Annotated in this window: 20 protein-coding genes; 6 read left to right on the plus strand and 14 right to left on the minus strand. The window is 60.1% G+C overall.

The genetic code is table 11. The annotated features are described in order from the left end of the window. Positions 1-16: 16 nt before the first annotated feature. The 3 genes from ACQZ48_RS19270 to ACQZ48_RS19280 are packed head-to-tail and all read left to right on the plus strand — an operon-like array spanning position 17 to position 2,541. The gene (locus ACQZ48_RS19270; RefSeq protein WP_448729188.1) at positions 17-877 is read left to right on the plus strand and encodes a TIGR02587 family membrane protein; all 861 of its coding nucleotides are present in this window, start codon (positions 17-19) and stop codon (positions 875-877) included. Between the two features lie 7 nt (positions 878-884). Next, positions 885-1,295: a TIGR02588 family protein gene (locus ACQZ48_RS19275; protein ID WP_448729189.1), complete on the plus strand. Its 411-nt coding sequence runs from the start codon at positions 885-887 to the stop codon at positions 1,293-1,295. Between the two features lie 19 nt (positions 1,296-1,314). Then, positions 1,315-2,541 (plus strand): NAD(P)/FAD-dependent oxidoreductase, encoded by a 1,227-nt coding sequence (locus tag ACQZ48_RS19280; RefSeq protein ID WP_448729190.1) that lies wholly within the window; start codon positions 1,315-1,317, stop codon positions 2,539-2,541. 6 nt (positions 2,542-2,547) lie between these two features. Here the strand turns inward: ACQZ48_RS19280 and ACQZ48_RS19285 are convergent, their stop codons facing one another. Further along, positions 2,548-3,033: an MgtC/SapB family protein gene (locus ACQZ48_RS19285; protein ID WP_137412460.1), complete on the minus strand. Its 486-nt coding sequence runs from the start codon at positions 3,031-3,033 to the stop codon at positions 2,548-2,550. A 173-nt stretch (positions 3,034-3,206) separates the two neighbouring features. Between ACQZ48_RS19285 and ACQZ48_RS19290 the strand changes: the two genes are divergently transcribed. Then, on the plus strand, positions 3,207-3,707 hold the full coding sequence (locus ACQZ48_RS19290; protein WP_137412461.1) for a YciE/YciF ferroxidase family protein: 501 nt from the start codon (positions 3,207-3,209) through the stop codon (positions 3,705-3,707). Between the two features lie 73 nt (positions 3,708-3,780). Here ACQZ48_RS19290 and ACQZ48_RS19295 read toward each other — a convergent pair whose 3' ends face one another. The 13 genes from ACQZ48_RS19295 to ACQZ48_RS19355 form a co-directional block, all read right to left on the minus strand. Beyond that, on the minus strand, positions 3,781-6,117 hold the full coding sequence (locus ACQZ48_RS19295; RefSeq protein ID WP_077984966.1) for a glucose/quinate/shikimate family membrane-bound PQQ-dependent dehydrogenase: 2,337 nt from the start codon (positions 6,115-6,117) through the stop codon (positions 3,781-3,783). Positions 6,118-6,220: 103 nt separating this feature from the next. Further along, positions 6,221-6,562 carry a flagellar basal body-associated FliL family protein gene (locus ACQZ48_RS19300; protein ID WP_077984967.1) on the minus strand — a complete coding sequence of 114 codons (342 nt, stop codon included), beginning with the start codon at positions 6,560-6,562 and terminating at the stop codon, positions 6,221-6,223. Positions 6,563-6,748: 186 nt separating this feature from the next. Beyond that, positions 6,749-7,018 (minus strand): hypothetical protein, encoded by a 270-nt coding sequence (locus ACQZ48_RS19305; RefSeq protein WP_165691331.1) that lies wholly within the window; start codon positions 7,016-7,018, stop codon positions 6,749-6,751. A gap of 43 nt (positions 7,019-7,061) precedes the next feature. Further along, positions 7,062-8,105 (minus strand): helix-turn-helix domain-containing protein, encoded by a 1,044-nt coding sequence (locus ACQZ48_RS19310; RefSeq protein WP_077984969.1) that lies wholly within the window; start codon positions 8,103-8,105, stop codon positions 7,062-7,064. 119 nt (positions 8,106-8,224) lie between these two features. After that, positions 8,225-9,010 carry a 3-hydroxybutyrate dehydrogenase gene (locus ACQZ48_RS19315; protein ID WP_448729191.1) on the minus strand — a complete coding sequence of 262 codons (786 nt, stop codon included), beginning with the start codon at positions 9,008-9,010 and terminating at the stop codon, positions 8,225-8,227. A gap of 4 nt (positions 9,011-9,014) precedes the next feature. Then, on the minus strand, positions 9,015-10,970 hold the full coding sequence (locus ACQZ48_RS19320) for an acetoacetate--CoA ligase (RefSeq protein ID WP_448729192.1): 1,956 nt from the start codon (positions 10,968-10,970) through the stop codon (positions 9,015-9,017). After that, entirely contained in the window at positions 10,967-11,851 is an 885-nt protein-coding gene (gene mmsB / locus ACQZ48_RS19325; protein ID WP_077984972.1) for a 3-hydroxyisobutyrate dehydrogenase, read from the minus strand. The genes ACQZ48_RS19320 and mmsB overlap by 4 nt, the downstream gene beginning before the upstream one ends. Positions 11,852-11,864: 13 nt before the next feature. Further along, positions 11,865-13,460: a GMC family oxidoreductase gene (locus tag ACQZ48_RS19330; protein WP_142913444.1), complete on the minus strand. Its 1,596-nt coding sequence runs from the start codon at positions 13,458-13,460 to the stop codon at positions 11,865-11,867. A gap of 73 nt (positions 13,461-13,533) precedes the next feature. Continuing rightward, complete coding sequence (locus ACQZ48_RS19335) at positions 13,534-14,541, minus strand: branched-chain amino acid ABC transporter permease (RefSeq protein ID WP_173991395.1); 1,008 nt, start codon at positions 14,539-14,541, stop codon at positions 13,534-13,536. A 1-nt stretch (position 14,542) separates the two neighbouring features. Beyond that, positions 14,543-15,430: a branched-chain amino acid ABC transporter permease gene (locus ACQZ48_RS19340; RefSeq protein ID WP_077984974.1), complete on the minus strand. Its 888-nt coding sequence runs from the start codon at positions 15,428-15,430 to the stop codon at positions 14,543-14,545. Positions 15,431-15,432: 2 nt separating this feature from the next. After that, a complete protein-coding gene (locus ACQZ48_RS19345) occupies positions 15,433-16,134 on the minus strand; it encodes an ABC transporter ATP-binding protein (protein ID WP_448729193.1) in 702 nt (233 codons plus the stop codon). A gap of 1 nt (position 16,135) precedes the next feature. Continuing rightward, positions 16,136-16,921, minus strand: a complete 786-nt coding sequence (locus ACQZ48_RS19350; protein WP_077984976.1) for an ABC transporter ATP-binding protein — start codon at positions 16,919-16,921, stop codon at positions 16,136-16,138. A 25-nt stretch (positions 16,922-16,946) separates the two neighbouring features. Further along, on the minus strand, positions 16,947-18,155 hold the full coding sequence (locus ACQZ48_RS19355) for an ABC transporter substrate-binding protein (RefSeq protein ID WP_077984977.1): 1,209 nt from the start codon (positions 18,153-18,155) through the stop codon (positions 16,947-16,949). A gap of 212 nt (positions 18,156-18,367) precedes the next feature. Between ACQZ48_RS19355 and ACQZ48_RS19360 the strand changes: the two genes are divergently transcribed. Further along, positions 18,368-19,285, plus strand: coding sequence for a LysR family transcriptional regulator (locus tag ACQZ48_RS19360; RefSeq protein ID WP_077984978.1), 918 nt, complete (start codon positions 18,368-18,370; stop codon positions 19,283-19,285). A 133-nt stretch (positions 19,286-19,418) separates the two neighbouring features. Further along, the gene (locus tag ACQZ48_RS19365) at positions 19,419-20,441 is read left to right on the plus strand and encodes an LLM class flavin-dependent oxidoreductase (protein ID WP_448729194.1); all 1,023 of its coding nucleotides are present in this window, start codon (positions 19,419-19,421) and stop codon (positions 20,439-20,441) included. Positions 20,442-20,451: the final 10 nt, after the last annotated feature.

The raw sequence follows: 20,451 nt of genomic DNA on the forward strand, positions 1-20,451 counted from the left end.
CTGGACAGGGGGCAGCATGGTGGCGGCGATCAATCAAAGAGATGCGGATGATGACGAGGTCGGGCAATTTCTGATCGGTCTCGCACGCGGCACGGCGGGTGCATTGCTGTTTGCCCTGCCCATGCTGATGACCATGGAAATGTGGTTTCTCGGCCTTTACATCAATTCATGGCGGCTTTTCCTGCTTTGCATCCTCAACCTGCCGCTGCTGCTGCTTCTCGCCCGCCGCATCGGTTTCGAGAATGTTAACTCCTGGAGTCAGGCGCTGCGCGACGCGATAACGGCCTATGGGCTGGGCATCGCCGTCAGCGCCGCCGTACTCCTGCTGTTCGGCATTCTGAACGACCAGATCACCGCCTCCAACTTCATCGCCAAGATTGCGTTGCAATCCGTTCCAGCCAGCATCGGCGCGCTTCTTGGGCGCAGCCAGCTCGGTCAGCATTCTGATACGAAGGATGAGGAGGAGGGCGAATATTCGGGCGAGACGGGTTATCTGCACGAACTGTTCATGATGATGGTCGGCGCGCTTTTCCTCGGCCTCAATGTCGCCCCGACGGAAGAAATGATCCTGATCGCCTATAAGGTGACGCCCTATCACATTCTGGCGCTTTGCCTGCTGTCGATCGCCATCATGCATGGCTTTGTCTACGCGCTTCACTTCAAGGGCTCGCACCAGCTGCACGAAGGGCAGAAGTGGTGGCAATCCTTCATCCGCTTCACCCTGCCCGGCTATGTCGTCGCCATCGCCATCAGCATCTATACGCTTTGGACCTTCGAGCGCCTCGACCACACCTCGCTATCGCAGATCATGAATGCCGCCGTCATTCTCGGCGTGCCCGCCTCGATCGGCGCGGCGTCGGCCCGGCTGATCCTGTGAGGACAAGATGACGATATCCAAAAACGGAAAACAGATGGAAAGCGCCGATCCGCATTGGATCGAATGGGTGACGGGAACCATCTGCACGCTTCTGGTCGCCGCCATGCTGGGCTCGATCGGTTATGACATATATCGCTACAGGCCGGAGGATGCCCGCTTCGACATCGCCGTTACCGGCGTAGAGGGGCAAGCCGGGCAATACCGGGTGAAATTCGACATCCGCAACCTTTCCATGACGACGGCGGCGCAGGTGCAGGTGCGCGGCGACCTGCAGCAAAACGACGCGACGCTGGAGAGCGCCGATGTGACATTCGATTACGTCGCCTCGGAGTCTCGCGACACCGGCACGCTTTTCTTCCGCAACGATCCCCGCAGCGTAACGCTCACCATCAATGTCGCCGGCTATACCGAGCCGTGACACCTTTCAGGATGATTTCATGCCGACATCGGAACTGACAAGAGAACGTGACCTCAGGGACTCAAAACCCGTGTGGGCGGATAGCCCGCGTATCGGAGTCCGCAGCAGGCGCATGCCGGAGGCCGACCATTACGATACGATTGTCGTCGGCGCCGGCATCAGCGGCGCACTCGTATCCCACGCCTTGCAACGGCCAGGTCAATCCATGTTGATCGTTGACCGGCGTGAGCCGGTCATGGGCAGCAGCGTCGCCAGCACCGCGATGATCCAGCACGAGATCGATACGCCGCTGACGCAGCTTCGAAAGATGATCGGCAGGCACGCGGCTGACAGGGCATGGCAGCGTTCCGCCCGCGCCGTCCTGCGGCTGGAGGAAATCGTCTCCTCGCTCGGCATTTCCTGCAGCATGAAGCGCAAACAGGCGCTTTATCTCGCCGGAGACGACATGGGATCGCGCGCGTTGAAAGCCGAAGCGGATGCCCGCAAAGAAGCGGGCATCGAGGCCCGTTTCCTCACCGCTGCGGAACTGAGAGAGCAATATGGGCTGGATCGGACCGCCGCCATCCTCAGCGATATCTCGGCCTCCGCCAATCCCGCACAGCTGACGGCCGGCCTTTTGCGCCACACGGCGGGTGCCGGTGCCGAAATCGTCTCGCAGCTTGAGATCACCGATCTCAGAAACCTCGGCGACGCGGTTGTCCTCGCCACCGCCGGTGGCAAAATCCTTTCCGCACGCAATGTCGTTTTCTGCACCGGCTATGAATTTCTGAAAATGCTCGAAAGCCCGAAGCACCAGATCATTTCCACCTGGGCGCTGGCTAGCAGAAAGGGGCTTGACCTGCCCGACTGGCTGGAGAACCACATCGTCTGGGAGGCCTCCGATCCCTATCTCTACCTGCGCACCGACCGGGAGGGGCGGATGATCGCCGGAGGCGAGGACGAGGAAAACCCCACCGCCTACCAGTCGGAGCGCCAGCTCGCCGCCAAGGCGGAAACGATCCGTCGCAAGATCGAAAAGCTTCTCGACATCGATGTGGGAGAACCGGAATATCGCTGGGCGGCGGCCTTCGGCACGACCACCACCGGTCTGCCGCTGATTGGCCCGGTGCCCGGAATGAACAACGTTTATGCAGTGATGGGTTTTGGCGGCAACGGCATTACCTTCAGCCAGATCGCCGCTGAAATCGTGGCCGCCGCCGTCAATGGCGGCAAGGACCCAGATGCCGATCTTTTCCGCTTCGGCTGATGTCGTTTAGTCCTCCTTGATGCCCGCCGCCACCTGCATGCGGCGCAGCGTCCACAGGACGACAATACCCATCCCCGAAGCAAGAAGGGCAAGCGGCCACATGCCAAGGCCGGCCGAAAGGCCGATTGCCGCCGAAAGCCACATGCTGGCGCCCGTCGTCAAGCCTTTGACATCGCCTCTGGTATAAACGACCACACCCGCCGCGAGAAAGGCGATGCCGGCCGTCACCGCCTCCACCAACCGGATGGGATCGAGCCGTGCGGCTTCATGACCTTCCGCCATTGTCTCCATCATATGAACGGTGATGACGCAAAAGGTGACGGCGGCGAGGCCGATCAGCATGTTGGTGCGCAGTCCAGCGGTGTTCTTGTGAAACTCCCGTTCCAGACCGATCAGGCCGCACAGGATGACCGCGCCGAACACACGCACCAGCAGCACCTCGAAGGGGATGGAAATATTCATCGAAAATTCTTCTGCTAGGCTTTGGGGCAAGGTCGCATCTCCTCCGGCAATTTCTTCACACTAAGTTTAAGGAGGCCGTGTTGGTTCCACTCGGCAATATAAACGTTGCGCGCAACAGAGCCGGAACTATGGCCGAGGCAAAGGGTTTGCCTCCCGTGCGCATGGGCGCACGTCACATATTTTCACACATGGGAGAAGGACCAATGGCCGAGAAGAAACTCGACGACCTGTTTTATGACACGCTGAAGGATATTTATTACGCCGAGAGGCAGATACTGAAAGCCCTGCCGAAAATGGCCCGGGCGGCCACCGACCCGAAGCTGAAACAGGCTTTTGAAAAGCACAAAGAAGAAACCCAGGGCCAAATCGAACGCCTGCAGGAAGTGTTCGAAATCATTGGCAAGCGGGCTCAGGGCAAGACCTGCGAAGCCATTCAGGGCATCATCGCCGAAGGCGAAGAGATCATTGAGGATTTCAAGGGAACGCCCGCTCTTGATGCCGGCCTTGTCTCCTCGGCACAGGCGGTCGAGCACTACGAGATCGCCCGCTATGGCACTCTGAAGGCATGGGCGGAAAAGCTTGGCCACACAAAGGCCGTCGCACTGCTGGATGCCACGCTCAAGGAAGAGTCCAAGACCGACGAGGCCCTGACAGCGCTTGCCAAGACCTCTGTTAATGCCGCCGCAGAGAAAAAGGCGGCGTAAGGCGCTCTCATCCAAAACAAAAACCGGAATGGTCACCCATTCCGGTTTTTTTGTGCCTGAAGACCCGTAGACCCTATGGCAGCGTATAGGCGATGACGTAATCGCCGGGCTTGGTTCCAACCGAACCGTGGCCGCCCGCTACCATCACAACATATTGCTTTCCGTTTTCCAGCGAATAGGTCATGGGCGTTGCCTGACCGCCGGCCGGCAGACGCGCTTCCCAGAGCTGCTTGCCGGTCGTCAGGTCATAGGCGCGCAGATAGTTGTCGACGGCAGCACCGAGGAAGGCGACGCCGCCCTTGGTGATCATCGGCCCGCCAATGCCCGGCACGCCCAATTTGAAGGGCAGCGGCAGCGGCGTCATGTCATGGACCGTGCCGTTCTTGTGCTTGTAGGCGATATCGCCGGTGCGCAGGTCAGCGCCCGCGACATAACCCCATGGCGGGGCCTGGCAGGGAATCTGCAGCGGACCGAGGAACGGGCCCATGAACACGCCATAGGGCGCACCGTCGTTGCGGTTCAGGCCCTGTTCGCTGCCTTTTTCGTCCTGACCCTTCGGCGGAATGTCGGCGCGCGGCACGAGTTGCGAGGTGAAGGCCAGATAGGTCGGCATGCCGAACATCACCTGGCGTTCGGGATCGACCGCCACGCTGCCCCAGTTGAAGGTGCCGAAATTGCCGGGATAGATGATCGAGCCGTTCAGCGAGGGCGGCGTATAGCGGCCCTTGTAGTTCAACTGATGGAAGCGGATGCGGCAGGCGAGCTGGTCGAACATGGAAACGCCCCACATGTCCTTTTCCTGCAACGGCTCCGGCTTGAAGGACAGCGCCGTCGTCGGCTGCGTCGGAGAGGTGAAATCCTCGGGGATTGCCCCGCCCGGTGCAGGCTCTTCGGTGATCGGCAGCAGCGGCTCGCCGGTGCGCCGGTCGAGAACGTAGATATCCCCCTGCTTGGTCGGGCCGACGAGGGCCGGCACGGTCTGGCCGTCCTTGGTGATGTCGAGCAGCACCGGCTGAGCCGGCACGTCCATGTCCCAGAGATCGTGATGAACCGTCTGGCGCACCCAGCGATCCTTACCGGTATTGATATCCAGCGCGACGATGGAGGAGGAATATTTCTCCACATTCTCGCTGCGACCCATGCCGAGCTGATCCGGCACCTGATTGCCGAGCGGGATATAAACGAGACCGAGGCCTTCATCGTAACTGAAGACCGACCAGCTGTTGGGCGAATTGGTGGTGTAGGTCTCACCCGCCGCAATCGGTTCGGTTTTCGCCGGATTGCCGGAATCCCAGTTCCAGACGAGCGCGCCGCTGTTCACATCGAAAGCGCGGATGACGCCGGACTGTTCCTGTGTGGAATAGTTGTCGTTCACCGCACCGCCAATAATGATCTTGCCCGCGGCGATGACGGGTGGCGAGGTTGAATAATAATAACCGGCAGGATTGTATTTCATGCCCTGCTCAAGATGCAGCACACCCTGATCGGCAAAGGACGTGCAGACCTGACCGGTGGCAGCGTCAAGAGCAATCAGCCGCGCGTCCGAGGTCGGCAGGTAGACGCGTTGTGCGCAGGCCGTGCTTTCAGCGGCATTCGGCTCGGCATAATAGGAAACGCCGCGGCAGGTCTGGTGCTGGCGGTCCGGATTGAGACCGACATTGGGGTCGTATTTCCACTTTTCCTTACCGGTGGCGGCGTCGATGGCGATCGCCCAATTATGCGGCGTGCAGATATAAAGCATATTGCCTATCTTGAGCGGCGTCACCTGATAGGTGGTTTCACCCACGTCATCTGGCAGCTTCACATCGCCCGTCTGGTAACGCCAGGCTTCCTTGAGCTGCGAGACGTTGTCGACATTGACCTGGGTGAGCGGTGAATAACGCTGGCCATAGGGCGTGCGGCCATATTGATGCCAGTCACCGTCAGGGACATCGCCACCATAAACGGGCGTGGCCGAGGCCGTTTCCTGCGGCAGGGAACCTGCCGTATCGTGCGGATCCTGCGCCATGGAATATCCGGCCACGACGATGGAGGCGAGGACGGAAAGGGCAAGCGGCCAGGCATTCGGCCCATAGCTATGTCCGGTCGGGCTTGCAAAACCGAGCGGCTTTCTGACCCATGGAACCAGAAGCCAGAGACCGATGAGAATGATGACGCCGCCGCGCGGGCCAAGTTGCCACCAGTCGAAGCCGACTTCCCAGATGGCCCAGGCAAGCGTCGCGACAATGAAGACGGCGTAGACATGGAGGGCTGCGCGATTGCGCTTGAACAGCAGAAAGGCCGTCAGCAGAAAGGCAAGCCCGGAAAGAACGTAATAAAAGCTCCCGCCCAGCATGACGAGCTGAGAGCCGAAACCGAACAGCGCGAGGCCGATCAGCGTGAGAAAAACTGCAGTGACGGTGACTGCCATGAATGAAACCCCCGATTCCTGTCACTTTGCGTGAAATGAAATCGGGCGCGATATGGTTCCATGAAAATCATCGTCGTCGCGAAAAAACTTCACGCCATGGTGGTCACGGGTTTTGTGGGGCTCCGGTCGAATCCTGCGGTACGGGATTTGTCTCTGTCGACGATGGCGGCTGGGCACGGCCATTTGCCGGATTGTTGTCGAAGGTTCCGGACCCGGACGGCTGCTGCGGCACGGGCGCTGTTTCTGTCTGCGAATTCTGCGGCCGGTTTTCGTCTGGTTCGAAAACCGAATATTCGACAACGGCCCACACCACCAGTGCAAGAAACACGCTGACGATCAGAATGACAAGGACGGGACGCCCGCGCGATCCCTGCCGCGCACGTGTTGCCGTTTCGCTTTTCGGCGCATCCCGACCGCGAAGATAGCTGGCATTATCTCTGGCCATGTCTTTCACTCCCTGTAACCCTGCTGATCTAATCCCCGGGGTCAGGGTTTTGTTCCAGATCACCGGAGCGCCTAACCGCACTCGACCGGTATACGAGACCTCTCTGAGCCGTCGCAGCCTGTCACATCCACCGCGCTGAAGCTTTGCCCGAGCCCAAGCCAGGAGACCGGCAAGTGCGCTCCGTCATCATCCATTTCCCATAACTCGTCTGGCAGGCCGTCCAAATCCGCCAATAGCGAGGGCGATGGCGCCTTGAGAAATTCGGCGTCCGAAAAAGAAAAGTATTTTTTCACCGCAGGGCGCCATCCGCGCCACAGGTCCAGAAAAGCAAGAATTTTCAGCATCATGATTGTCAGGCAATATATCTAAAAAAATAACCTCGCCTTTTTGGCACGTCTGGCGGCCATGCGCATCCCCGTTGCGCCGCAACTGCGGCGAATGGTCGAATTGTGCCAACAAGCCGCCATTGAGTGCCAGATTAACGCCCGACCAGGCGTGATCAGCGGCCGAGCCGTACGATCCAGCGTGTCCACTCGGCGCTATCCGGCTTCAGAATATCCGGTGCAATATCATGGCTTTCCAACGCGAAATGCCGCATCTGGCGCGGCGAAAGGCCGAAGGTCTTCTTGAAGACGCGGCTGAAATTTTCCGGATTGGTGAAACCATAGGACGCAGCCACCTCGGCAATCGTCATATGCGCCGATTGCGGCGCCCGCAGGAAATCCATCGCGCGCTCGAGACGCCGGTGGGTGATGAAGGCCGAAAACCCACCCAGCGGCTCGAAGAGCCGGTAGACGGTGCGTCGCGACACGCCGAATTCGCCCACGACCTTTTCCACTGACAGCGCCGGATCGAGCAGATGATTGTCGATATAACGCCGGATGGATGCCCTGAGCGCCCGCTGCACGCCCTGCGCATTGCCGTGCCCGACATGATTGTTGATGGCGGCCGCAGCAAGTTCCAGAAGCGGAGAGACCGTGGCTGCGCCTTCACTGGCGTTCATGACGTCGAAATGGCGATAGATGCTCGTCATCGTTTCGCGCAGCAGCGATACCAGCGGCAGACCGGCCGGCAGCACGCGTTCATGATGATTGCCGGAACCGCAAAGCCTGCCTTCCAGCAGCCGGCGCGGCACGACGAGGCTGAGATGATCGTGATCCGACGTGGTAGTGGCCAGCGGCTGCGCCATATCGATGAGATAGAGGTCGCCGGGGCCTGCTGTCTCGCCCGATCCGCGCCGCGACATGCTTTGTCCGCTGACGTAGAACTGCAGGAGAAAACCATCCATGCCGTCGCGGGCGATCTTATGGCGCGAACGGTCGAAATCCTGCGCGAACGACTGGGTGCGGCCAAGCGCGACATTGCCGATGAAAGCGGCATCGACGCTGGCGAAGAAACCGTCATCCTGCGATCGCCGCAGGCGGGCATCGAACAACACATTGATCGAATCCCGCCACAGCGCCATGGCGTCGCGTTTCAGTACTTGGCGCGTATCAAAGCGTGAGCGCGCCAGCGGCGCCTCAAAAGACCCTGTGTTCGTCATCCCGCTTTTCCGTGAATACGGCGCTGAACCCCGCCGTCCACGAAAATTATACAGGATTGAAACCGTTCAACAATGACGGAAGTCGACGAGACGGTTCGCTTAAAGCGGGTATGCGAAAATTATTTCGCGGTCCAGCCGCCATCGATGGAGATGGTGGCACCGGTGATGGAGCGGGCCATATCGCCCGCGAGATAGAGCGCCATTTCCGCCACTTCTTCCGGTTGTACAAACCGTCTGGTCGGCTGCGGCGCAAGCATTACCTTTTTCACCACGTCCTCCTCGCTCATGCCATGCACGCGCGCCTGATCGGCGACCTGGGCGGCGACAAGCGGTGTCCAGACATAACCGGGGCAGATGGCGTTGCAGGTAATGCCAAGTTCGGCCACCTCCAGCGCCACGCTTTTCGTCAGGCCAACCACCGCGTGTTTGGTCGCCACATAAGGCCCCTTGAAGGGCGAGGCACGCAAACCATGGGCGGAGGCGATATTGACGATGCGGCCCCAGCCCCTTTCCTTCATGCCGGGCAAGGCCGCATGGATGGTGTGAAACGCGCTGTCGAGCGAGATGGCGACGATGCGGGAGAAATCGGCGAAATCGAACTCGTCGATCGGCGCGACCTTCTGAATGCCGGCATTGTTGACCAGGACGTCGATATGGCCGAACTCGGCGATGACGGTTTCCGGCAGATGCGCGCTCTCGTCATAATGGGCGAGGTTGGCGGCAAAATAGACCGGCCTGTGCCGCGCCGCCTTCGCCACGGTCTCCAGCGCCGGCGTCGCCTCCTCAGCCGTCTCTATGCCATGCAACGCGACCCGAAATCCCGCTTCGGCGAAACGCTTGGCGATGGCAAGCCCAATGCCGCTGGTGGAGCCCGTGACAAGCGCGGTTTTCGGTTGATCCTCCATAGGCCTAGTCCTTCAGCTGCGGCAGGTTGCGGAAAAGGTCGAGCGATTCCGGATTGGCGAGCGCATCGGTATTTTTAACCGGCCGGCCATGAATGGTGTCGCGCACCGCGATTTCGGAAATCTTGCCCGAACGGGTGCGGGGAATGGCGCTGACGGCGATGATCCGTGCCGGCACATGCCGCGGTGTGGCGCCTGAACGGATGCGGTTGCGGATGGTCTTTTCCAGCTCTTCCGTCAGCGCCGCGCCTTCTTTCATGCGTATGAAAAGGATGACCCGCTGGTCGCCATCGATATCCTGTCCGACGGCAATGGCCTCCTCGACTTCGGGCACGGTTTCCACCTGCCGGTAGATTTCCGCCGTACCGATCCGTACCCCGCCGGGATTGAGCGTGGTGTCCGAGCGGCCATGGATGACGTATCCGCCGGAGGGGCGCAGTTCGGCAAAATCGCCATGCGCCCATATGCCGGGAAAACGATTGAAATAGGCGGCCTGATAGCGCGAGCCGTCCTCATCGCCCCAGAATTTGACCGGCATGGACAGATGAGCGTTGCGGCAGACAAGTTCACCGGCGACGCCGCGAACGGAACGGCCCTCGTCGTCAAGCGTATCGATATCCATGCCGAGCATCGCGCCCTGCAATTCGCCGCGATGCACCGGCTGCAAAGGGTTGCCGCCGAGGAAACAGGCGCAGATATCCGTACCGCCGGAAATGGAGGCGAGGTGCACGTCGGCCTTCCAGTCGCAATAGATATAATCGAAGGATTGCGGGATGAGCGGCGAGCCTGTCGAAAGGATCGTCCTGAGCGATGAAAGGTCATGGCTTTCACGCGGCTTCAGCCCAGCCTTCAGGCAAGCGTCGATGAACTTCGCCGATGTGCCGAAAGTGGCGATCCGTTCGGCGTCGATGAGATCGATCAGCCGCGCGGAGGTTGGATAACCGGGATTGCCGTCATAGGTGACAAGCGTTGCGCCGAGCGCCAAACCGGATACTTGCCAATTCCACATCATCCAGCCGCAGGTGGTGAAATAGAAGAAACGCTCGCCTTCCTGAATGTCGCATTGCAGCTTCTGCTCCTTCATGTGCTGAAGAAGCAAACCGCCGCCGGAATGGGTGATGCATTTCGGTTTGCCGGTCGTGCCCGAAGAATAAAGGATCGCCAGCGGCGCCTTGACGGGCAGACGGTTGAAGGCAATCTCACCCCCCGCATAAGGCGCGACGAAATCCGTAAGCGTCACGCCGCCGAGATCGGCAAGGCTTTTGGGAACGGCATCGCCGATCAGCACGATCTTTTCGGGACTTGCACTTTCCGCCACCGCACGGATGGTCGGGGCTACATCGATGCGCTTACCAGCATAACCATATTCCGGCACGGCGATGAGGACTTTCGGGTCGATCTGGGAAAGGCGGTCCGAGGCCCCGGCGGGGCCGAAATCGGGGGAGCAGGACGACCAGATCGCCCCGATGGCGCTGACAGCCAGATAGCTGACGATCGTCTCGATATCGTGGGTGACGATGGCGCCGACACGATCGCCTTCCCTCACACCGGCTTGGGCAAGCGCCTGCACCATGCGGGACACTTCGGCGTAAAGCTCTTTGCGAGTAATCTCGCGCCTTGTTCCATCGTCGCGATAGGCGATGATGGCCAGCCGCTCATCCGCATCGCGCAGCAGGTTTTCGGCATAATTGAGCCTCGTGCCCGGATAGAACTCGGCCTCCCGGATCGTCGCGCCCGGTTTGAACGCCACGTCGCCTCGCGTGCCGATAATGCCGAGTTCGTCCCACAGAGCATCGTAAAATTCATCCGGCGCGTCGATGGACCAGCGCAGCAGGCCGGCATAGTCATCGGCGGCCTGCCCGTGCAGCTTTGCCGTTTTCGTCGCGAAGGAAAAAAGCGACGAATGCTCCAGCCTTTCACGCGGCGGCACCCACAGAATATCGGAAGGCGTGGCGTCCATCATGCATCGCCCCCACGCAGCATCTCAACGATGGCGGAAAAATCGCGCCCGCCGCTTCCCGCATCGACGAAGTTTTCATAAAGCGCCGCCGCCGCCGCGCCGAGCGGGGTGGAAGCCCCGGCTCCATTCGCTGCCTCCTGCGAAAGCTTCAGATCCTTCAACATCAGGGCCGCCGCAAAACCGGGCTGGTAATCCTTGTTGGCGGGCGATGTCGGCACTGGTCCCGGTACCGGGCAATAGGTGGTGAGCGACCAGCATTGCCCGGAAGAAGTGGCGGCGACATCGAACAGCGCCTGATGCGAAAGTCCGAGTTTTTCACCCAGCACGAAGGCTTCCGAGACTGCGATCATGGAGATGCCGAGGATCATGTTGTTGCAAATCTTCGCCGCCTGGCCGTTACCGCCCTTGCCGCAGTGCACGATCTTCTTGCCCATTGCCTCAAGCACCGGCTTTGCCGCAGAGAAGGCCGCAGCCTCACCGCCGCACATGAAGGTGAGCGTGCCGGCGGCAGCTCCGCCTGTTCCGCCCGATACGGGCGCGTCAACCGAGGAGCAAGCGGCGGAAGCGGCGAGTTCATGCGCCTTCAGGGCGCTTTCCATATCCACCGTCGAGCAATCGATGAGAAGCGTTCCAGCAGGGATTTTCCGAACCAGATCGCCATAGACCGACACGACGTGTTCGCCCTTCGGCAGCATGGTGATGATTACTTCAGCGGCTTCGATGGCCTCGGCCGAATCCGAGGCGACGGGAACGCCCGCCTCTTTCGCCGCCGCGCGGCAGGCGTCGGCAAGATCATATCCCCTGACGGCATAACCTGCCTTGACGAGATTGGCGGCCATCGGCAGGCCCATATGTCCCAGCCCGAGAAAAGCGACGGTCTTCATAGGTGCGCTCCTTTCAGCGATTATCCGCAAGGATCATGTCGGCAGCCTTTTCGGCAATCATGATCGTCGGCGAATTGGTGTTTCCGGATGTAATGCGCGGCATCACCGATGCGTCGGCGACGCGCAGCCCGGCGAGCCGGCGGAATTTCAGCCGCGCATCGACAACGCTTTCCATATCCGACCCCATGCGCAGCGTGCCGACAGGGTGGAAGATGGTGGTGCCGATATCGCCCGCCGCTTTGGCAAGATCATTGTCGTTTTCAAAGGAGGGACCCGGCTTGTATTCTTCCGGCTTGAAGCGCGCGAAGGACGGCTGGGCCACGATGCGGCGCGTCAGCCGCATGGCGTCGATGGCCACCTGGCGGTCGCCTTCGGTGGAAAGATAGTTCGGGCGGATTTCCGGCTGCATGGCGAAATCCGGTCCTTTCACATGCACTGAACCCCGGCTTTCCGGCCGCAGATTGCAGACACTTGCGGTAATGGCCGGAAAATTGTGAACCGGATCGCCGAACTTGTCGAGTGAAACCGGCTGGACATGATATTCCAGATCGGCGGTTTCCTTTTCTGGCGAGGAGCGGGTGAAGACGCCGAGCTGGCTGGGTGCCATCGACATCGGCCCGGAGCGCGTCAGCGCATATTCCAGCCCGATCCTCGCCTTGCCGAACAGGGTGGAGGCCCTTTCATTCAGCGTCAGGACGCCGGAGACCTTGTAGACCATGCGCAATTGCAGATGGTCCTGCAGGTTCTCGCCCACACCCTGAACCTCGGCCACGGTGTCGATACCGGCCGCCTGCAGCACATCGCCGCGGCCGACGCCGGAAAGCTCCAGAACATGCGGCGAACCGATCGCGCCGGCGGACAGCACCGTCTCGCGCCGCGCCCGCATCGTTTTCAAGACGCCGTCATGGTGAAACTCGACGCCGGTCACCCGGCCCTCTTCGATGATGAGACGCTTAACATGCGCCTTGGTCAGCACCGTCAGGTTCTTGCGACCAAGCACCGGCTTCAGAAAGGCTTTCGCCGTGTTCCAGCGCCAGCCGGCCCGCTGGTTGACATCGAAATAACCGGCGCCTTCATTGTCGCCCCGGTTGAAATCATCGGTCGCTGGAATGCCCGCTTCGCCCGCTGCCTTCTGGAACGCGTCCAGCACATCCCAGCGCACCCGCGCCTTTTCCACGCGCCATTCGCCGCCGGCGGCATGCAGATCGCTCTTGCCGCGATAGAAGTCTTCCGACTTCAGGAAATAGGGAAGGATATCGTTCCACCCCCAGCCCTCGCAGCCGAGCTGCCGCCACATATCGTAGTCGCGCGCCTGGCCGCGCATATAGATCATGCCATTGATGGAGGAGCAGCCGCCAAGCACCTTGCCGCGCGGATAGATCAGCGAGCGGCCGTTAAGCCCCGGCTCTTCCACCGTTTTGAAACACCAGTCGGTGCGCGGATTGTTGATGCAATAGAGATAACCGACCGGAATGTGGATCCAGTGGTAATTATCGTTGCCGCCCGCTTCCAGAAGCAAAACGCGGTTGTTCGGATCTTTCGAAAGGCGGTTGGCGAGAACGCATCCGGCACTCCCCGCTCCGATGACGATATAGTCATATTCGCCCATGCTCTTCTCCACGCGTCACCCTTGCCGCACCGTTCCGGACGCGGAGGCCGCCTTCCAAGTGTTTTAAAAATGTCTAGCTGCGGTGCTGAAAGCCGAGTTTTCTCCCGAGCCGCGACGCGTAAAATTCGCCGATAAGACCACGCCGGAACACCAGGACGCAGGCCATGAAGACAAGGCCGGTAATGATGGTGACCGGGAAATCCGATGTCGCGAGATAGTTCTGCAAGGTAACGACGAGACCCGCACCAAAAATCGGGCCGATCATGGTGCCGATACCGCCGAGCAACGTCATCAGGATCACTTCGCCGGACATCTGCCAGGTGACGTCGGTGAGCGTTGCGAACTGGAACACCAGCGCTTTGAGGCCACCCGCAAGACCGGCCAGCGTCGCCGACATGACGAAAGCACCGAGCTTGTAGCGCTGCACGCTGTAGCCCAGCGAAATGGCGCGCTGCTCGTTTTCGCGGATCGATTTCAGGATCATGCCGAAGGGCGAATTGACGAAACGCCAGATGACCAGCAGTGCCAGCACAAAGGCTGCAAGCACCGTGTAATAGATATTGAGCGGCGCATTAAGGTCGAGAAGGCCGAAGAGATGGCCGCGCGGCACGCCCTGCAACCCATCCTCGCCATGGGTAAACGGCGCCTGAAGGCAGAAGAAATAAAACATCTGCGACAGTGCCAGCGTGATCATGGCGAAATAGATGCCCTGGCGGCGGATGGCGAAAAAGCCGATGACCAAGCCGAGAAGGGCCGCCCCTGCCATGCCGATGACAAGGCCGATCTCCGGCGTGACGCCCCATTCCTTCACCGAATAGGCCGTGAAATAGGCCGCACCGCCAAAGAATGCCGCATGGCCGAAGGACAGCAGTCCCGTGTAACCGATCAGCAGATTGAAGGCGCAGGCAAAAAGCGCAAAGCACAGCAGCTTCATCAGAAAGATCGGATAAACGAACATCGGCGCGGCGACGAGGACAGCAAGGCCAGCCAGAATAAGCACGGTCTTGATGGTGCCGGCGGTCGCAGAGACTTCGGTTTGCGGCATCGCACCGGCGGTGGGGTTGTGGGTGGCTTTGGACATATCAGGCGTCCTTTCCGAAAAGTCCGGCGGGGCGGATGAGCAGCACAAAGGCCATGATGACGAAGATGACGATGTTGGAGGCTTCCGGATAAAACACCTTGGTCAGGCCTTCGGCGACGCCCAGCATGTAGCCGGTGACGATGGCGCCCATGATCGACCCCATGCCGCCGACGACGACCACGGCGAAGACGACGATGATGAGGTTGGTGCCCATCAGCGGCGAGACCTGATAGATGGGCGCTGCGAGAACTCCGGTGAAACCGGCAAGGCCAGCGCCCAGGGCATAGGTCAGCGTCAGCAGCACCGGCACGTTGATGCCGAAGGCCTGCACCAGTGTCGGGTTTTCCGTCGCAGCACGCAGATAAGAGCCGAGACGCGTCTTTTCGATCAAGGCCCAGGTGGCGATGCAGACGATGAGCGAAATCACGACGACAAAGGCGCGGTAGTTCGGCAGGAACATGAAGCCGAGATTGGTGCCGCCGGCAAGCTCACGCGGCACCGAATAAGGCTGGCCGGCAGCGCCGTAAAGCCAGCGGAACGTGCCTTCCACCACAAGCGCCAAGCCGAAGGTGAAGAGCAGCCCGTAAAGCGGATCGAGATCATAAAGCCGCGACAGCAGGAAGCGTTCGACGATCGCGCCGAAAAGCGCAACAACGAGCGGTGTCACCACCAGCGCCGCCCAGAAATTGATGCCGAAATATTGCAGGCCGAGAAAGGCGACAAAAGCGCCGAGCATATATTGCGCCCCATGCGCAAAATTGATGACGCGCAGCAGGCCGAAAATGACGGCAAGGCCCAAAGACAGCAGCGCATAAAACGAGCCGTTGATAAGGCCCACCAGCAATTGCCCGAGCAGCGCCTGAATTGGAATACCGAAGAGCATCGTCATCGTTAAACCCCCAGCACTTTGTTGAGTTCGCCCATACGGCCGGAAAGCTCGCTGACCGGAAAGTTGCTGACCATCTGGCCGTGATCCATCAGGTAGAAACGGTCGGCGATACGGCTGGCGAAACGGAAATTCTGTTCGACCAGAACAACGGTCATGCCGCGGCTCTTCAGCTTTTGCAGCACCTCGCCAATGCGCTGCACGATAACGGGCGCAAGTCCCTCTGTCGGCTCGTCGAGCAGCAGCACCTTTACGCCGGTGCGCAGGATGCGCGCCATGGCCAGCATCTGCTGTTCGCCACCGGAGAGCTTGGTGCCGGGGCTGGTGCGACGTTCGTATAGATTGGGAAACAGCTCGTAGATTTCATTGAGCGTCATGCCACCGGAGGCGACGACGGGCGGCAGCATCAGATTTTCCTCGACACTCAGCGTCGCGAAGATGCCGCGCTCCTCCGGCACGAAACCGAGGCCGTATTTTGCCGTGCGATGCAGCGGCACCGGCATCATATCCTTGCCGCCCAGCTTGATGGAACCCTTGCGGTTGCGGATGATACCCATGATGGTGCGCAGCGTCGTGGTCTTGCCCACACCGTTGCGGCCGAGAATGGTGATGGTTTCGCCCTCGCCGACCGACAGATCGACACCGTGCAGCGCCTGGCTTTCGCCATACCAGGATTTGAGGTTGGAGACTTCGAGCATTGCCGCCATATCAGGCCTCCTCCGTGCCCATATAGGCCGTGCGCACCCGCGGATCGGCTGAAACGGTGGCATAATCACCCTCCGCCAGAATTTCGCCGCGCTGCAACACCGTGACCTGATGGCAGATATCCGCCACGACTTTCAGATTATGTTCCACCATCAGCACCGCGCGAGTCTTGGCCACCTCCCGGATGAGTTCGGCCACATGGGAGACATCTTCCCCGCCCATGCCGGCCATCGGCTCATCGAGCAGCAGAACCTTCGGATCCAGCGCCAGCGTGGTGGCGATTTCGAGAACCCGCTTGCGGCCGTAAGAAAGATCGGCCGCAAGCGCATGTTTTTCCCGTGTGAGGCCGACCGTGGCGATCAGTTCCTCAGCGCGGGCGTTCAGCCTGTCGAGTGAGGAGAGCGGCAGCCAGAACTGCGTTGCAAGGCCATTCGGCCGCTGCAACGCCACCCGCACATTTTCCAGAACCGTCAGATGCGGAAACACCGCCGATATCTGGAAAGACCTGACGAGGCCGAGACGCGCCACCTTGTCCGGCGGCGTCCTTGTTATATCCGTTCCCATGAAGGTGATCGCCCCGCCCGTCGGCTGGAGAAACTTGGTCAATAGATTAAAGACCGTTGTTTTGCCGGCGCCGTTCGGACCGATAAGCGCATGCACGCGGGCATGGTGGACGTCGAGATCGACGTTTTTCACGGCCGCGAATGCGCCGAAGGTCTTGGAGAGACCACGCGCCGAAAGAACGACGCGAGGTTCGGCCTGCCCGGCGGGGGCGGGAGCGATCATCATCAAGCTTTCCCCTTTTTATTCTTCTTTACTGCGTTACCAGCGGGCAACCGCTTTTTGCGGGGTCCATGAAGGCTTCCTTGCCGGGGATGGTGGCGAGCACCTTGTAATAATCAAAGGGCTGCTTGCTTTCGTCCGGCTTCTTCACTTCCATGAGATACATGTCGTGAATCATGCGGCCATTGGCGGCGACCTGGCCATCCTTGGCGAAGACGTCATTGACCGGCATTTCCTTCATGGCCTTTGCAACGGCATCGGCATCGTCGGTGCCGGCCTTTTCTATGGCCTTCAGGTAGTGCAGCACGGCGGAATAGGTGCCCGCATGGACCATGTTCGGCATGGCGCCGGTGCGCTCCTTGAAGCGTTCGCCGAATTTGCGCGATTCATCGTCGCGATCCCAGTAAAAACCTTCCGTCAGCGTCAACCCTTGAGCCGCTTCGAGACCGAGGCCGTGAACTTCGGCGAGTGTGAAGAGAAGCGCCGCGAGCCGCTGGCCACCGGCGACGATGCCGAACTCGGCCGCCTGCTTGATGGCGTTGGAGGTATCGAGACCGGCATTGGCAAGACCAATGACCTTCGCGCCCGAGGACTGCGCCTGCAAAAGGAAGGAAGAGTAATCCGTCGTGGCGAGCGGATGGCGCACGGAACCCAGCACCTTACCGCCATTGGCCTTGACGAAATTGCCGGTGTTTTCTTCCAGCGAATAACCGAAGGCATAATCGGCGGTCAGGAAGAACCAGCTGTCGCCGCCCTGCTTGACGAGCGCGCCGCCGGTGCCGACCGCCAGCGAATAGGTGTCATAGGCCCAGTGGAAACCATAGGGGCTGCACTGCTTGCCGGTCAGTTCGGTGGTTGCCGCACCCGTATTGATGGTGATCTTCTTCTTGTCCTTCGACAGCGCCTGCACAGCCAGACCCACCGACGACGAGGTAAGTTCCATGATCGAATCGACCTGTTCGGTGTCATACCACTGGCGGGCGATATTGGAGGCGACATCCGCCTTGTTCTGATGATCGGCGGTCACCACTTCCACCGGCGCATCGAGCACCTTGCCGCCAAAATCCTCAACCGCCATCTTCGCGGCCTCATAAGAGTATTTGCCGCCGAAATTGGCGTAGACGCCCGACTGGTCGTTCAAAATGCCGATCTTGACCTTGCCGTCCGAAATCTCGGCGGCATAAGCGGCGGTGCCAGCGGCCAGCACCATGGCCGTGGATAAAACGATACTCTTGCGCATGACTTCTCCTCCCAGAGATGATTGCGAGCCTCAGATTGTCTGTGCAACGGTGAACGAAACCATTGCGCTTGAACGGTTACACCGCCCTCCTCAAAGCGATGCATCCTGAGCCTAGACTTCTCGAATTCGGCCGTTGACACAAGAGCGGGGCATCATCAAATTGCGAACAGGAACTGTTCATTTTTGAACAGAACTTTTGATGGGAGACAAATATGGCCACCCCTTTCACCTGGGACGACCTACAATATTTTCTGGCCGTGGCCCGCACCGGACAGCTCTCATCGGCCGCCCGAAGCCTGCGCACCAGCCACGCCACCGTCTCCCGCCATATCGACCGGCTGGAATTTTCCCTGAAAACCAAGCTGTTCGAGCGCAATCCGCGCGGTTATGAACTTACGACCGTCGGGCGGCGGCTGGTCGATACCGTCGAGCGCATAGAGGCTGAAGCGGAAAGGCTGCAATCGGACATTTCCGAAAGCGGCAGCTTGCTGCGCGGAGTGGTGCGCCTTAGCGCGCCTGAAGGTTTTTCCAATTTTTTCTTCGTGGAGAGGCTGAAAGACTTCGCCGTCACCCATCCCCACATCATGGTGGAGATGGTGACGATCCAGCAGATCATGGCGCTGTCCAAAAAAGAGGCGGATGTGGCGGTAACGCTCGATCCGCCAAAGGCCGGTCCTTACATCAATGAACAGATCATCGATTACACGCTGCATATCTATGCCTCGCGTTCCTATCTCGCCGGGCGGCCGAAAATTGTAAAGCGCGAGGACCTGCTCGACCACTTCTTCATCGGCTACGTGCAGGACCTGATCTTCTCACCGGGCCTCGATTATATGCGTGACGTGCTGCCCGGTCTGCGGCCGAGTTTCCAGTCCTCGAGCATTTTTGCGCAGCTGACCGCAACGCTAAGCGGCAGAGGGCTGTGCATTTTGCCGAATTTCATCGCCGCCCGCTTTCCGGATCTGCAAATGGTGCTTTCCGGTGAAGTGGAGCTGCGTCGAGGCTATTGGCTGACGAGCCACCAGGACCTTGCCAACGTGCCGCGGGTGCGCTCGCTTATGGATTTCATTCTCACCACCGCCCGCGCCCACCAAAATCTCTTCGTGCTCGATCGAAAGACGACCGCTTGAGCGGCATCGTTCACATTTCGGCGACACCGTGTCTACCGGTGGCGAATTGGAGAACGCGCCCAACTGCTTATATGACTGACAACAACAAAGCTGGCTGGCAAAGCCGGCATCCTACGACATCTGGAAGGTCATCATGAAAAAGATCGGATTCCTGTCCTTCGGCCACTGGACGCCCTCGCCCCAGTCGCAAACCCGCTCGGCTGCGGACACGCTGCTGCAATCGATAGACCTTGCCGTGGCTGCGGAAGAACTGGGCGCTGACGGCGCCTATTTCCGCGTGCACCATTTCGCCCGCCAGCTTGCCTCACCCTTTCCGCTGCTGGCCGCCGTCGGCGCGCGCACGAAGAAGATCGAGATCGGCACCGGCGTCATCGACATGCGCTATGAAAACCCGTTCTACATGGCGGAGGACGCCGGTTCGGCCGATCTCATCGCCGGCGGGCGCCTGCAGCTCGGCATCAGCCGCGGCTCGCCCGAGCAGGTGATTGATGGTTGGCGTTATTTCGGTTACCGCCCGGCCGAGGGCCAAAGCGAAGAAGACATGGCGCGCCAGCACACCGAAGTCTTCCTCGAGCTTCTGAAGGGCGAAGGTTTCGCTGAGCCGAACCCGCGCCCGATGTTCCCCAACCCGCCCGGCCTTCTGCGGCTAGAGCCGCATTCCGAAGGGCTGCGCGAGCGCATCTGGTGGGGCTCAAGCTCCAATGCGACGGCGGTCTGGGCGGCAGAGCTTGGCATGAACCTGCAAAGCTCCACCCTGAAGACGGATGAAACGGGCGAACCTTTCCATGTCCAGCAGGCGCAGCAGATCCGCACCTTCCGGGAAGCCTGGAAGGAAGCAGGCCATAACCGCGAGCCGCGTGTATCGGTCAGCCGCAGCATCTTCGCGCTCGTCAACGACCGCGACCGGTCCTATTTCGGTTACGGCAACGAAGGCGACGACAAGATCGGTTATATCGACGACAAGACGCGCGCGATCTTCGGGCGCAGCTATGCCGCCGAGCCGGAAAAGCTGATCGAACAGCTGAAGGCAGATAAAGCCATCGCCGAGGCCGACACGCTGCTCCTGACGGTGCCGAACCAGTTGGGCGTCGATTACAACGCCCATGTGATCGAAACAATCCTCAAGCAGGTAGCACCGGCCCTCGGCTGGCGCTAACGGCACGCTT

The sequence above is a fragment of the Agrobacterium sp. 22-209-1 genome, assembly GCF_053522485.1.

What these genes read in the sequence shown, in the direction of transcription:
- ACQZ48_RS19290 (WP_137412461.1), top strand. Translation starts at nt 3,207, where the DNA reads ATGGCCGAGAAGAAACTCGACGACCTGTTTTATGACACGCTGAAGGAT.
- ACQZ48_RS19355 (WP_077984977.1), bottom strand. Translation starts at nt 18,155, where the DNA reads ATGCGCAAGAGTATCGTTTTATCCACGGCCATGGTGCTGGCCGCTGGC.
- ACQZ48_RS19340 (WP_077984974.1), bottom strand. Translation starts at nt 15,430, where the DNA reads ATGACGATGCTCTTCGGTATTCCAATTCAGGCGCTGCTCGGGCAATTG.
- mmsB (WP_077984972.1), bottom strand. Translation starts at nt 11,851, where the DNA reads ATGAAGACCGTCGCTTTTCTCGGGCTGGGACATATGGGCCTGCCGATG.
- ACQZ48_RS19365 (WP_448729194.1), top strand. Translation starts at nt 19,419, where the DNA reads ATGAAAAAGATCGGATTCCTGTCCTTCGGCCACTGGACGCCCTCGCCC.
- ACQZ48_RS19360 (WP_077984978.1), top strand. Translation starts at nt 18,368, where the DNA reads ATGGCCACCCCTTTCACCTGGGACGACCTACAATATTTTCTGGCCGTG.
- ACQZ48_RS19280 (WP_448729190.1), top strand. Translation starts at nt 1,315, where the DNA reads ATGCCGACATCGGAACTGACAAGAGAACGTGACCTCAGGGACTCAAAA.
- ACQZ48_RS19295 (WP_077984966.1), bottom strand. Translation starts at nt 6,117, where the DNA reads ATGGCAGTCACCGTCACTGCAGTTTTTCTCACGCTGATCGGCCTCGCG.
- ACQZ48_RS19335 (WP_173991395.1), bottom strand. Translation starts at nt 14,541, where the DNA reads ATGTCCAAAGCCACCCACAACCCCACCGCCGGTGCGATGCCGCAAACC.
- ACQZ48_RS19320 (WP_448729192.1), bottom strand. Translation starts at nt 10,970, where the DNA reads ATGATGGACGCCACGCCTTCCGATATTCTGTGGGTGCCGCCGCGTGAA.
- ACQZ48_RS19350 (WP_077984976.1), bottom strand. Translation starts at nt 16,921, where the DNA reads ATGATGATCGCTCCCGCCCCCGCCGGGCAGGCCGAACCTCGCGTCGTT.
- ACQZ48_RS19315 (WP_448729191.1), bottom strand. Translation starts at nt 9,010, where the DNA reads ATGGAGGATCAACCGAAAACCGCGCTTGTCACGGGCTCCACCAGCGGC.
- ACQZ48_RS19275 (WP_448729189.1), top strand. Translation starts at nt 885, where the DNA reads ATGACGATATCCAAAAACGGAAAACAGATGGAAAGCGCCGATCCGCAT.
- ACQZ48_RS19310 (WP_077984969.1), bottom strand. Translation starts at nt 8,105, where the DNA reads ATGACGAACACAGGGTCTTTTGAGGCGCCGCTGGCGCGCTCACGCTTT.
- ACQZ48_RS19345 (WP_448729193.1), bottom strand. Translation starts at nt 16,134, where the DNA reads ATGGCGGCAATGCTCGAAGTCTCCAACCTCAAATCCTGGTATGGCGAA.
- ACQZ48_RS19330 (WP_142913444.1), bottom strand. Translation starts at nt 13,460, where the DNA reads ATGGGCGAATATGACTATATCGTCATCGGAGCGGGGAGTGCCGGATGC.
- ACQZ48_RS19270 (WP_448729188.1), top strand. Translation starts at nt 17, where the DNA reads ATGGTGGCGGCGATCAATCAAAGAGATGCGGATGATGACGAGGTCGGG.
- ACQZ48_RS19300 (WP_077984967.1), bottom strand. Translation starts at nt 6,562, where the DNA reads ATGGCCAGAGATAATGCCAGCTATCTTCGCGGTCGGGATGCGCCGAAA.